The sequence below is a fragment of the Stagnimonas sp. FW305-C-60 genome, assembly GCF_058782965.1.
Genome location: NZ_JBYSYF010000004.1, coordinates 96,573 through 108,932 on the forward strand (window position 1 = coordinate 96,573; position 12,360 = coordinate 108,932).

The window sequence follows — 12,360 nt, forward strand, 5'->3', positions numbered from 1 at the left end:
TCAGTCGTCGTCCATCGCCACGATGTGGGGCTGGTCGATGGTCACCGAGTCCATATTGACCGTCAGCGAGCCCAGCTCCACCCCCAGCAGTTGCAGCAGGCCCTCCAGCACCGCGTCCAGCAGTTGCAGCAGCGGCGAGAGCAGGAAGTCGAGGATGCCGAGGATGCCAGTCAGCGCCGGCGTCACCACGTAGTTGAGCAGATCAGACAAGCCCTTGAGCAGCAGGGTGAGCAGGTTGGCCGAGTTCTTCTGCCATTCCGGCCCGGTGACGTAGAGATTGGGTGGGCTGTTGAGATTGCAGCTGCCGTTGAGGCTGCCGCAGGCCAGACCCGTCAGCAGACCGCCGGTGAGGCTGTCGAGCAGGCCTGAGCTGCTCAGGCTCTGCGGATTGTTGTCGCTCTCCGGCAGGCCGGGCTGACCATAGGCCAGGTAGCGCGGCGTGTCATGGCTGTTCTGCGGCGTTGCCAGCTGGAAGTCGTCGATGGGATCGAGATCCTGGAACGCCGGCGTGCTCAGCGGCACCTCCAGCGGCGCGTTGAGCGCTACCGAGGTGGTGAGATCGCCCAGCAGCCAGCCCAGCAGCCAGCCGATGCCGCCCAGCAGGCCCTGGTCCGGGAACAATTGCAGCAGATAAGGTCGGGTGGCGCTGGGGCCGCCGGGCAGGTTGTAGAGCGCCGGGGCGTTCTTGGCGTTCTGTGGTTCGCCGACATAGGGGCCGACGCCGAGCACGCCCAGCGAGGGCATGGCGGTGAGGTGCGCGACCGGCGCGGGGCGGTTGAGGCTGGGGCATTCCAGGCTGTCGAGATAGGCGACACCGGCGCCGACGTCGAGATCCACGCCCAGACGCAGCTTCAAGAGGCCCAGCACCAGATCGTTGATGCCGGCGCGCACCTTCAGGCGAATCTGGCTGGATTGCGCGCAGGTGTACTCGCCGCCGTAGGAGCAGTCGCTCATCGCCGCGCTGCCGTTCCAGGCCGGCGGGGTGCCGGTGGCGCGGCCCACAGCAAACTTCGGCGGCTGCAGGATCTGCACGAAAATGTAGACCTGCAGCAGATCGCCCAGCCCGACCTGCACCGGCAGTGCAATCGGCTGCACGGCACCGGTGGGGTCGGCTTTCGCTGCCTGGCCCAGGGCCAGCAACAGCTCCTGGCCGTTGACGATGGGCAAGGCGCCGAGCACGCCCGACACCGCCGGATTGAGCAGGTCGCCGGTGACATTGAGGATGGTGCGCAGGCTGAAGGTGCGTGTCGCGTCGGTGGAGCCGGCGAGGCCGCGGATCAGGCCACCGACGCCGCCGCCGACCTGGCCGACGGTGCCACCCACTGCTTCTTCCAGGCCGTAGCCGAGGATGCCCAGCCATTGCGGCAGGGTGAGGTCGAGATCGAGCAGATCGGAGACATCGCGCACGTCGAGGCCGACCCGCACCGCGCCCAGCAGCAGGTTGTCGAGCGAGACATTGAGGCTGGCCAGGCCCTTGTTGCTGTCGAGCAGCTTGAGGTTGAGCACCTGGCTGCGGCAGGTGTTGCCGACCGGCCCCAGCGGGCAGAGCAGGGCGCCGAGCAGTTCGTTGACCAGACCGCCCTGCAGCGAGGCCAGCGTGGTGCCGAGGTAGAAGCTGCCCAGCGCCTCCTGCACGGCGGTGGCACTGGCGCTCATCTGCCGGTTCTGGTTGCCGAACAGGAAGGGCAGCAGCGGCGTCGGGAACGGCCGGGTCAGCGTCACCCGCACTGCCTGGGCGGCGCCGATCGGAGTCGGCTCCAGCACACGGGTGTTGGAGTCGGCGTTGTTGCGGATCACGCCCGGCGTCACCTCGCTGGTGATGTTGCCTTCGCCGGCCTGGTTGGCCAGCAGGCTGGCCTGCACGGCCTGATTCAGCGCCGCCAGGCCGCCGCCGCTCTGGCCGTTTTCGTCGGCGCAACCGGAAACCACCCGCGCCGCATCGAGCGCCGCCATCACCGCCATCTTCTTCAGCTCGCGGTGGGCCTGGTAGACGCGGGCCACCTCGATGGCCAGGAACACCGCCGAGAGCAGGGCCAGCAGGCTGATCGCCACCATCACCGCCGCCGCGCCACGTTGTCGACGCGGACCTGAGAATGAGTGTTGGTGGTTCATGACCGAGCAGGCGGAAAAGTTGGCCTGCGCAGCCTGCCTGCCGGTGTCGGTTTTCCGTCGCCGCGACCGTCCAACGGTGCGGCTAGCCCGATGAAAAACCAGGTACTTTTCGTCTTGCTGGGCGACTCGGTTGGCAGGCGTTTACCGCCGTCAGGTTCAGTCGGCCGCCACGGTCAGCCGCGCTCCGCGCCGCTAGCGGATCGCCGGCCAAGTGGCTGGTCCGGCGCGCCGCCGATTTTCTAGAGCCCGGCTCGCTCCAGGCTGCCGAGAAAAGTCTCGGCGTCCTGAAAGCCGATCACCCGCGCATGCTGGCGTTCCGGCCCCGCGGGGTCGAAGAACAGCACGCCGGGCGGCCCGAACAAGCCGAAGCGCTTGAGCAGGGCGCGCGCGTCGGCGCCGTTGTCGGTGACGTCCACCCGCAGCAGCACCGCGCGCGCCGCGCGGCTCTGTACCCGCGGGTCGGCGAAGGTGCGGAGTTCCAGCTCCTTGCAGGCCACGCACCAGTCGGCATAGAAGTCCAGCATCACCGGCCGGCCCTGGGCCTCGCGCAGCGCCTGCTCCAGGGCGGAATTGCTGGTGAGCGAGCGGAACCGCAGATCGGCCGAGGCAGTGGCCGCGCCGACACTGCTGACCGCGCGGTTGGCGAAATGGCGCAGCGGCGTCCAGGGCGAGTCGCCACCGGAGAGCGCGCCGGCCAGCTGGGCCACCGCCACGCAGGCCAGCAGCCAGCCCATGGCCTTGGCGCTCAGCCGGCCCAGACCGGCCTGGGCGTCCAGATGCTGGAACGCGCCCAGCAGGGCCGCCACGAAGGCCAGCAGGGCGGCCAGCAGCAGCATCGCCGCCGGTGCCGGCAGCACTGGCGACAGCATCCACCAGGCCACACCCAGCAGCATCACGCCCATCACCCGCTTCACCGCCTCCATCCAGCGACCGGCGCGCGGCAGCAGGGCTCCGGCCGAAAGCCCGACCAGCAGCAGCGGTACGCTCATGCCGGCCGCCAGCGCGAACAGCGCGACGCCGCCGATCACCACGTCGCGGGTCTGGCTGATGTAGACCAGGGCGCCGGCCAGCGGCGCGGCGACGCAGGGACCGACGATCAGCGCCGACAGGCCACCCATGACGAACACGCCCAGATGATTGCCGCCGCGCATGCGGCCGGAGGCGAGGGTCAGGCGGGTCTGGATCGCACTCGGCATCTGCAGCTCGTAGACCCCGAACATCGACAGCGCCAGCACCGCCATCAGCAGGCCGAAGGCGCCCAGAACCCAGGGGTTTTGCAGCGAGGCCGCCAGGCCCTCGCCCAGCAGGCCGGCGACGACGCCGAAGGCGGTATAGACCAGGGCCATGCCCAGCGAATACGCCAGCGCCAGCGAGAAGCCACGGGCGCGGCTGGGCGTCTCCGACTGGCCGACGATGATCGAGGACAGGATCGGCACCATCGGCAGCACGCAGGGGGTGAACGACAGCAGCAGGCCGGCAAGCAGGAAGGCGCCGGCGATGGTCAGCAATTGCCGCGAGGCCAGCACCGACTGGATGCGCGAGTTGTCGTTGCCGGTCGCCGCGCTGGTGTCAGTTGCCGCGCTGGCCGCCGTTGCGGAGTCGGCGACGGTGGTCGCTTCCGACGCAGCACTTGCCACCGTCTCCGGCTCGGCCTGCAGGCTGGCCCTGCTGACGCGGCCATCGGCGCCGAATTGCAGCTTCCAGCTGCGCGACTGCGGCGGATAGCAGAGGCCGGCATCGGCGCAGCCCTGGTAGCCGACTCGCAGTAGCGCGCTGCCTTTGGTCGGCGTCGCGCCGGAAAACTGCAAGGGCAGCCGCACCTGACCGGCGTAGATCTCCATGTCGCGATCGAAGTTGGTGTCGTGCACCACGCGGCCCTCGGGCAGGTCGACCGCCATCGGTTGCAGGGACGCCGGCTCGGCTTCGAACGACAGCCGCTCCCGGTACAGGTGGTAGCCCGCCGGCATCTGGAAGCGCAGGGCCAGGCCCTGCTCCTCGGGCTGCACGCTCAGGACGAAGGCCTGGTCAACGTCGAGAAACTCCTCCGCCCAGGCAGGCCCCGCCAGCCACACCAGCGCAGCGAGCAGCAGCGCCGCGAACCGGCTGGCGCTTGAGAACCGGGAGAGTTTGTTCATGGCGGCTAGAGACCTTCGCGCAGCATTTGGCCGCGCTGATTGATGGCAAGAAACGGGACTTTCTGCTGGCGCAGGAAGGCCGGGCCTTCCTCCTCCAGCAGCATGGCGATGGTGGTCAGCGCGCCGGCGGCCAGGCATAGCGGCGCCAGTACGCTGACCGATTGCCAGCGGCGCACCGGCCAGCCGGTCAGTGGATTGAGGATGTGGCAGTAACGCTGGCCGCCGACTTCCAGATAGCGCTCGTAGTCGCCGCTGGTGGCGAGCGCGCCCTGGGCCAGCGCCAGGCCAGTGACGGTGGCGTCGAGCTGGCGCGGGTGCTGGATGCCCAGCAGCCAGGGGCGGCCATCCGGGCGCGGTCCGAGCAGGCGGATGTCACCGCCGAGATTCACATAGCCGGAGCAGAGGCCAGCCGCTTGCAGCACGGCGGCGGCGCGATCGGCGGCGTATTCCTTGCCGAAGCCGCCGAAGTCGATCTCCATGCCGACGCGCGGCAGCGCGATGTCGCGCGTGGTCGGTCGCCAGGAAATGTCGGCCCAGCCGATCAGCGGCAGCAGGGCGAGCAGATCCTGCTTGCTGGGCAGGCGCGCGCTGCGGAAGTTCCAGGCCCGGCGCAGCACGCCGCTGCTGATGTCGAACAGGCCGCCGCTCAAGCGGTGCAGCTTGCCGGCGAAGTCGAGCAGGCCGGCGGTCTCTTCATCGACGGTGACCGCCGCGCCGCTGCCGGCGGCGGCGTTGATGCGCGACACCACGCTGTCGCTCCGGTAGCGGGAATACTTGGCCTCGATGCGGCGCACCTCGGCGATGGCCGCCTCGATCAGTGGCCGCGCGCCGTCGGCGTTGGCACCGGCGACGCGAATCTCCGCCTGGCAGGCCATCGCCCCAAAGCGGGCGACCTGCTCCTCGCCGCTGTCCACCGCCGCGCTCATGCGCAGCGGCTCCGGGCGGCCGGCCCTAGAAGCGGCGGGTGAGGCCGAATTCGAGAGAGACATAGCGGAACGGCTCCAGGCCCGGCGAGCCGTCGCCGGTGAGGCGCCACTCGGAGCGCTGCTGGTAGTACTCGGCCTTGAAGTCGGTGCTCCACTCGGGACTCATCCTCCATTCCAGCTTGCCGGCCACCGCCAGGGCGCCGAACGCCGAGAGCCGCTGGTCCAGCGAGGAATAGGCGCCTTCCGGAATGTTCGGGAAGGGTGCCGAGGCCGGCGGGTCGATGTAGAAGTCTGCCGAACTTTGCGTGTAATAGCGCAGTGCAGGGGTGAGGCTGAAGTGGCGGCCGAGCGGCTGCACCCATTCCATCCCCAGCGTGTGGGCGGCAATGCCGTAGCTGTCGTTGTAGTAGCGATAGCTCAGCCGCAGCGTGGCGTCGGCGGCGACCACATGGTGGTTCCAGCGCAGCAGGGCGGTGCTCTGCTTGCGCTCGCGCGGCCGGTTGTCGAACAACTTGTAGGGGTCGCTGAAGTAGCCCCGGCCGCTGCTGTAGGCGAGTTGCAGCTGCACTAGGTCGAAGGCGGTGAGCGCGCGGGTGACGCCGACGATGCCCTGCACGCTGTTCTTGGTCTCGTCATCGACCAAGTCATTGGTGGGGTTGATCGAGTCGCGGGCGGCACCGACGCCGAGGTTGAAGGTGGTGTTGTTGTCGTCGCTGGAGAAGCGCGCATCCAGGGCGGCGGCATTGGAGATGTAGTCGTGCTCCTGCGAGCGGCTGAGCGAGACGCTGTAGGCGCTGCGCTCGCGGTAATAGGTCAGCTTGGCATCGCCGGCGGTGCGCAGATCGTCCATGTGCGAGGCGCCGGAGACGGTGCTGTAGTAGCGCGGCGAGGCGCCGGAAACCGAGTCCACCACCGCCGAGCCTTCCAGCGACCAGTGCTCGCCCATTGGCAGCAGGCCGTAGAGCGAGGGTGCGTTCACGGTGATGCGGTCGAGGCCGGGCTGGGAGTCCTGGTAGTAGAGCTGCTTGTAGGCCAGCACCGCCTGCTCCGGCGCGTTTTCCGCCGCCGCTTCCGCGGGCAGCAGGCCGGGCAGGGCGAGCGCGGCGAGCAGCACGCTGCCCAGGCGCTCACCGCCCTGGCGCGCGCGCCGGCGGCGGTGTCGCGACTTAGTTGCAGCCACAGCCGCCTCCTCCCACGCCGGAGCCGCCGGAAGCGGCCTCCTTGCTGGCGCGGATGTGCTCGTCGAAGCGCTGCTCCAGGCTGTCGCCGCCCATGCTCATCTCCGGACGGGCGAGAGTGCCTTTCTCCCAGGGCATCGGCGGGTCCAGCGCGCAGCCGCTCAGCGCCAGCACCGCGAGCAGGGCGGCCAGGCTGTGGCGGCGGCTCACGGCTGTTTGCCCTTGCCGTTGGCGGCCACGGCGGCGGCCAGCTGCGCTTGCAGGTCTTCGCGGTCGCTGTCCTTGAAGCTCTGGTGCACCAGCAGCACCTTGCCGTCAGGGCCGATCAGGAACGAGGTCGGCATGCCCTTGATCTGGTAGGTGCCGGGAGTCGCGCCCTTGCTGTCGAGGGCGATGCTGAAGCCCAGGTTGGGGAACTGCGCGAGGAAGGCTTCGGCATCGCTGCTCTTGCCATCGACGTTCACCGCCAGCACCCGCAGGCCCTGGGCGCCGTAACGCGCCTGCATGTCCTTCATCCAGGGAAAGCTCTGCCGGCAGGGGCCGCACCAGGAGGCCCAGAAGTCGAGATAGACCACCTGGCCCTGGTAGTCGGCGAGGCTGAGCGTGCCGCCGCCGACCTTGGGCAGGGTGAATGCGGGAGCAGTTTCGCCCGGCTTGACCGCCAGGGCCGGCGCGGCGAGACCGAGCGCCAGGCTGGCGATGGCCAGACCGCGCAGCAGGGGGGGGCGAATCGAGAGGGACATGGGTGGCTTCCTGGTCAATCGGGGTTTAGTGGTTCAGGACGGCTGGCGCTGGCGATAAGCCAGCACCGCCAGGGCGAGCAGCAGCATCAGCAGCCAGATCGGGTCGTAGGGCTGGTCGGGCGGGCCGATCGAGCAGCCACCGGCACCGGCGTTGCTCAGCGGCGCGCCCTGCACGCTGGCGCTGCTCTTGGCCGGGCTGGCATTGCTGTAGACGTCGACACTGCCGCTCACCGGCTGGTCGGACAGCGCCGCCACCATCACCGTGCAGGACAGCGCCGGCCCCAGATCGAAGGGCGGCGGCGGGCAGGTGCCGCCGGAGGGCGCGCTGGCGTCCAGCGCCTGCAAGCCGGCGGTCGCGGTGATCGCGGTGATGCGCAGCACCGCGTTGCCGTCGTTGCTGAGCACCAGCGCCTCGGGCTGCATCGGCTGGTTGGGCGCGCTGCTGGTGAGGGTGATGTAGCTGGGGGTGAGACTCAGCTGGGCGTTGCCGCTGCCGACGCCGTTGCCCGACAGCGGCAGGGCCGGCGGGGTACCGGCATCGGCCACCACGTTGAGGCTGGCGCTGCGGGCGCCGGCGCCATTGGGGACAAACACGTAGCCGAGCGTGCAGCTGGCCCCCGGCGCCAGACTCTGGCCGGCGCTGCAACTGGTGCCGGCGGCGTCCGGGCTGAAGTCGGCGCTGTTGGCGCCGGCGAGCTGGATCTGCTGGATCAGCACGCTGGCGCTGCCGCTGTTGCTCAGGCTTGCGGCCTGGCCGGCCGAGGTGCTGCCGACGGCGGTATCCGGATAGCTCAAGCCCGCGGCCGGCTGCCAGCCGAGCTGACCCGCCGCCGCCACGCCGGAGCCGCTGAGCGCCAGCTGGTCGGGCGAGGTGGCGGCATTCGATTGCAGCGTCAACACGCCGCTGATGCTGCCGCTGCGATCCGGGGTGAGAGTGACCGTCAGGCTGCAACTGGCGCCTGCCGCCAGACTGGCCGGGCAGTTGTGGCTGAGCGCATAGGCGGTTGGGCTGACGGCGAGCGCATTGAGGTTGAGCGTGCTGCTGCCGCTGTTGCTCAGGCTGAGGTTGCGACTGGCGCTGCTGCCCAGCGGCAGGCTGCCGAAGTCGAGGCTGGCTGGGCTCAAGCTCACCGCCGGCTGGCCGGCCGGCGCGGCGCTGCCGCTGAGGCTGACGGTGGCGCTGCTGCTGCCGGCGCTGATCTGCAGCGCGGCGCTGCGGCTGCCCGAAGACACCGTCGGCGCAAAGCTCAGGCCCAGGGTGCAGCTGGCGCCCACCGCCATGCTGGATGTGGTGTTGCAGTCGCTGAGCGCGTTGTCGATGGCGAAGTCGCCGGCATTGGCGCCATTGATGGCGATGCTGCTCAACTGCATCGGCGCCGAACCACTATTGCTGACGCTGACGGTCTGGCTGGCGCTGCGGCTGCCATTGGCCTGTGCCGGATAGCTGAGGCTGAGCTTGTTCACCGACACCTGTCCCGACGGCGCCGCCGTGCCATTGCCGTTGAGGCTGGCGCTGGAAGGACTGTGGGCGCTGTCGTTGTGAGTGATGGCCAGGCTGGCGTTGCGGCTACCGGTGCTGTTCGGAGTGAACACCACTCCTAGAGAGCAGGAGCTGCCGGCGGCGACGCTGGCGCCAGCGCTGCAACTGCTGCCGGCGCTGATGCGGTATTCCGAGGCGGCGGCGCCACTGATGGTGATCGCACTGATCGTGAGCGCAGCACTGCCGCTGTTGGACAGCGTCAAGGTCTGGGCGGTGGAGCTGGTGCCCACCGTCTGCGAGTAGGACAGGCTAGCGGGCGAGAGCTGGGCCACTGGCACCGCCGGCGTCGCGCCGGAGCCGGAGAGCGTCACCGTCAAGGGATTGGCCGAAGCGCTGTGGGCGATGTTGAGCGTGCCGCTGGCGGCGCCGGTGCTGCCAGGGGCAAAGCGCACCGACACCGTGCAGGAGCCGCCGCCGGCCGCCAGCGTGCTGCCGGCGGCGCAGGTGCCGCCGCTGAGGCTGAAGGCGTTGTTGGTGATGCTCAGGCTGCTGATCTGCATCGCCGCGGTGCCGGAATTGCTGACCGTCGCGGTCTGCGCCGCGCTCTGGCTGCCGACATTCACCGAGCCGAAGCTCAGCGCGCCGGGGCTGACCGCCGGATTGGCCGCCGCCGGCGTGGTCGCGGTGCCGGAGAGGCTGACGCTGCCGGGGCTGCCGCTGGCGTTGTGGCTGATGCTCAGCGAGCCGGTCTTGCTGCCCGCGGTCTGCGGCTTGAAGGCCAGGCCGATGGTGCAGCTGGAGCCCGCGGCGACGCTGCCGCCTGCCGCGCAGCTGCCGCCGGAGCGGAGAAAGTCGCTGCCATTGACGGTGATGGCACTGATCGACAAGGCGCCCGAGCCGCTGTTCGACAGGCTGACGGTCTGCGTCGCGCTGGTGGTGCCGGTGGCGGTGGAGGCAAAGCCCAGCGAGGTCGGCGACAGCGTCGCCGCCGGGGCGGCGGTGGCATTGGGGTTGGCGATGTAGGCGGCGATGTCGGCAATGTCGGTGGCGGTCAGGACATTGTTGCGGTAGATGCCCATGCCGCCGGTGTCGTTGTTGATCGCGCTCTGGATCAGCGACGGATTGTTGGCACCGCGCTGCACCTTGTTGCGGTTGGCCGAGACATTGGCGCTATGACAGGAGGAGTTGGCGCAGGAGGTGCCTCCCGGCGTGCTGTTGTAGAGCTGCTTGCCTCGCACCGGGTCGGCGGCCTGGGCCGAGTTGGCGAACAGCAGGGCGGCAGCAATCAAGAAAAACCGGCGATTCCGGCCGGATTCATTGTTTTGGTTATGCACTTCGGTCTCCTACGCCTGAAGGTAAGCGCGAGTCGAGTGTGCGAAACCGAAGATGGACGGAAGCTGTCCGCTAGATTAAATCCCTATTCCTGGCGACTGGCGGCGCTGCGTACCGGTTCGGACGGCGGGAGTGCCCCGGCAGCGGCGAGCAGCGCCTCAGCGCAAAAACCCGAAGGGCAGCCAGGGTGAGGCCAGCCACCAGATCGTATTGAGGGCGGCGTGCAACAGCACGCAGAGCCAGACGTTCCGTCGGCGCTCGTAGAGCCAGCCCAGGAGCAGCGCCGGAGCCAGGCTGGCGAGGCCCAGCCAGAGCGAGCGCAGCCAGGCATGGGCCGCCGCAAACAGCAGCGCGGTCAGCAGGTTCGCGGTGGAAAGGCCCAGCCAGCGTGGCGCCGGCGTCGCAGCCTGTGTCCGGCGCAGCAGGGCTTCCTGCAGGCCGGCGCGGAAGATCACCTCTTCCAGCAGCGCCGCCAGCAGCAGGCTCGCCAGCAGCCTGGGGTCTGCGGGTGGATTCATGGCCTGTTCGCCGTGCTTGCTAAGGCCAACCCGTGCACCTAGTCCCCCTTGCGTGTGGTGACCCAACAAAAAGGGGTCAACGAAAAACCGTTGACCCCTTGAATTGGTGGAGGTGGCGGGAATTGAACCCGCGTCCGACGATTCTCCGCCCTTCGATCTACATGCGTAGCCTAGTCATTGGTTTTCGATGCGGGCTGCCGGATAGGCACGGAACGCCAACACTTATCCCCTTAGGGTTTTAGCACTTACGCCAAGGGCGGACGTTTGCGCGAGTTGATGAGAGTCGACGGCTGCGTACGGGGCATCAACACCACCGAGGCAACCGCTCACCGGGATTAAGCGGCGAGGGCGTAGTTAGCGTCGTTCGCAACTAGCTTGTTTGCAGTAGAGATTAACGAGGACCACTGCACCTCGGCATGCACGTCAGGTTTCAACATCGCCGTCGAAGCCATGTCACCCCCGTGTAGCGAAGATGGTAGCACGCGGTCGTGGTTCAAGCCCCCGGGACTTCAATGTTGCAGCCCGGGGGGCTGGCTCCATGCGCAGGAGCCGAACGCCCCCACCCCGGCCCTCCCCCGCAGGCGGGGGAGGGAGAAGCTTGCTCGGTCGAATGGCGCGATGCCGGACTGGCGAGGGAAGCCTGGGTTCGGAGCTCTATGCGTGGTGCCGCATGATCCGGCCTTGTTCGCGCTGCCAGTCCCTCTCCTTGATGGTCTCGCGCTTGTCGTGCTGCTTCTTGCCCTTGGCGAGGCCGACGGCCAGCTTGGCGCGGCCATGGCTCCAGTGCAGGTCCAGCGGCGTCAGGGTGTAGCCGGCGCGCTCGACCTTGCCGACCAGGGCGCTGAGTTCCTTCTTGTTGAGCAGCAGCTTGCGGGTGCGGGTGGCATCAGCCAGCACGTGGGTGCAGGTCTGCTTGAGCGGGGTGATGTGGGCGCCGATCAGCCAGGCCTCGCCATTCTTGATGATGACGTAGGCCTCGGTGATCTGGGCGCGGCCTTCGCGCAGGCTTTTCACCTCCCAGCCTTCCAGCATCAGGCCGGCTTCGTAGCTGTCTTCGATGAAGTATTCGTAGCGCGCGCGCTTGTTCTGGGCGATGGTGCGCTCGGGCTCCTTGCCTTTCTCTTTGGGTTTGCTCATACGAGAATTATAGGTGCACCCTCACCACTCCCAAGATCACGAGCCCATGGCGCGCGTCGAACGCTCCGCTTTACTGGCCTTCGAACCCGCGCAGCTGCTGGCGCTGGTCGAGGATGTCGAGCGCTATCCGGAATTTCTGCCCGGCTGCACTTCCGCGGCCATCGAGCAGCGCCAGGGCGCGCTGGTGCATGCGCGCCTGGGTTTTCGCATCAGCGGCCTGAGCGACAGCTTCGCCACCGAAAACTTCAGCCAGATCGAAGACGGCGGCGCCCACGCGCTGCGCATGCGGCTGCTGCGCGGGCCGTTTCGCCAGCTGAGTGGCGAGTGGCGCTTCCTGCCGCTGGGCGAGGGCGCCAGCAAGGCCAGCCTGCTGGTGGAGTTGGACTTTGGCCCGCGCGCGCTGGAGAGCCTGTTCGGCAGCCAGATGGAGCGTGCGGTGGCCGGCGTGATCGCCGCCTTCAAGACGCGCGCCGAGGCGATCTATGGCCGGCACTGAAGCCCGTCTGCTGGAGGTGGAGGTGGTGTATGCCCGGCCGGAGCGGCAAAACCTGATCGCTCTGCAAGTGCCCGAGGGCTGCACCGCGGTAGAAGCCGTAGCGCGCTCCGGCCTGTTGCAGCAATACCCGGAGCTAGCGCTGGAGCTGCCGCCCTTGGCGATCTTTGGCCGGCTGGCGGCGGCCGATGCGGTGCTGCGGGCCGGCGATCGGGTGGAGCTGCTGCGGCCGTTGCAGGCCGATCCCAAGGAGCGGCGGCGCGCGCAGGTGCGAGCGGTGCGGGCGCGCCGTCGGCGCTGAGGTTC

Annotated in this window: 11 protein-coding genes and 1 other RNA gene; 2 read left to right on the forward strand and 10 right to left on the reverse strand. The window is 68.9% G+C overall.

Going from position 1 to position 12,360, the window contains the following annotated elements; genetic code table 11:
* The 10 genes from AC3WT6_RS13410 to smpB form a co-directional block, all read right to left on the reverse strand.
* Nucleotides 1-2,112: a TadG family pilus assembly protein gene (locus AC3WT6_RS13410; protein WP_492654105.1), complete on the reverse strand. Its 2,112-nt coding sequence runs from the start codon at nt 2,110-2,112 to the stop codon at nt 1-3.
* 239 nt (nt 2,113-2,351) lie between these two features.
* The gene (gene dsbD / locus AC3WT6_RS13415) at nt 2,352-4,247 is read right to left on the reverse strand and encodes a protein-disulfide reductase DsbD (protein WP_492654106.1); all 1,896 of its coding nucleotides are present in this window, start codon (nt 4,245-4,247) and stop codon (nt 2,352-2,354) included.
* Nucleotides 4,248-4,252: 5 nt separating this feature from the next.
* Nucleotides 4,253-5,173 (reverse strand): FAD:protein FMN transferase, encoded by a 921-nt coding sequence (locus AC3WT6_RS13420; protein WP_492654107.1) that lies wholly within the window; start codon nt 5,171-5,173, stop codon nt 4,253-4,255.
* Between the two features lie 25 nt (nt 5,174-5,198).
* Nucleotides 5,199-6,353, reverse strand: a complete 1,155-nt coding sequence (locus tag AC3WT6_RS13425; protein ID WP_492654108.1) for a DUF3570 domain-containing protein — start codon at nt 6,351-6,353, stop codon at nt 5,199-5,201.
* Nucleotides 6,340-6,561 carry a DUF4266 domain-containing protein gene (locus AC3WT6_RS13430; protein WP_492654109.1) on the reverse strand — a complete coding sequence of 74 codons (222 nt, stop codon included), beginning with the start codon at nt 6,559-6,561 and terminating at the stop codon, nt 6,340-6,342. Before AC3WT6_RS13430 ends, AC3WT6_RS13425 begins: the two co-directional genes overlap by 14 nt.
* A complete protein-coding gene (locus tag AC3WT6_RS13435) occupies nt 6,558-7,094 on the reverse strand; it encodes a TlpA family protein disulfide reductase (protein WP_492654110.1) in 537 nt (178 codons plus the stop codon). The genes AC3WT6_RS13430 and AC3WT6_RS13435 overlap by 4 nt, the downstream gene beginning before the upstream one ends.
* A gap of 33 nt (nt 7,095-7,127) precedes the next feature.
* Nucleotides 7,128-9,863 carry a choice-of-anchor D domain-containing protein gene (locus AC3WT6_RS13440; RefSeq protein ID WP_492654111.1) on the reverse strand — a complete coding sequence of 912 codons (2,736 nt, stop codon included), beginning with the start codon at nt 9,861-9,863 and terminating at the stop codon, nt 7,128-7,130.
* Between the two features lie 201 nt (nt 9,864-10,064).
* On the reverse strand, nt 10,065-10,424 hold the full coding sequence (gene mrtJ, locus AC3WT6_RS13445; RefSeq protein WP_492654112.1) for a JDVT-CTERM system glutamic-type intramembrane protease MrtJ: 360 nt from the start codon (nt 10,422-10,424) through the stop codon (nt 10,065-10,067).
* Nucleotides 10,425-10,528: 104 nt separating this feature from the next.
* Nucleotides 10,529-10,885, reverse strand: a transfer-messenger RNA (tmRNA) gene (gene ssrA / locus AC3WT6_RS13450).
* Nucleotides 10,886-11,078: 193 nt separating this feature from the next.
* Nucleotides 11,079-11,561: an SsrA-binding protein SmpB gene (gene smpB / locus AC3WT6_RS13455; protein WP_492654113.1), complete on the reverse strand. Its 483-nt coding sequence runs from the start codon at nt 11,559-11,561 to the stop codon at nt 11,079-11,081.
* A 46-nt stretch (nt 11,562-11,607) separates the two neighbouring features.
* Between smpB and AC3WT6_RS13460 the strand changes: the two genes are divergently transcribed.
* Both AC3WT6_RS13460 and AC3WT6_RS13465 read left to right on the forward strand, forming a co-directional pair.
* Nucleotides 11,608-12,057, forward strand: coding sequence for a type II toxin-antitoxin system RatA family toxin (locus AC3WT6_RS13460; protein WP_492654114.1), 450 nt, complete (start codon nt 11,608-11,610; stop codon nt 12,055-12,057).
* Nucleotides 12,044-12,355: an RnfH family protein gene (locus AC3WT6_RS13465; RefSeq protein WP_492654115.1), complete on the forward strand. Its 312-nt coding sequence runs from the start codon at nt 12,044-12,046 to the stop codon at nt 12,353-12,355. The genes AC3WT6_RS13460 and AC3WT6_RS13465 overlap by 14 nt, the downstream gene beginning before the upstream one ends.
* Nucleotides 12,356-12,360: the final 5 nt, after the last annotated feature.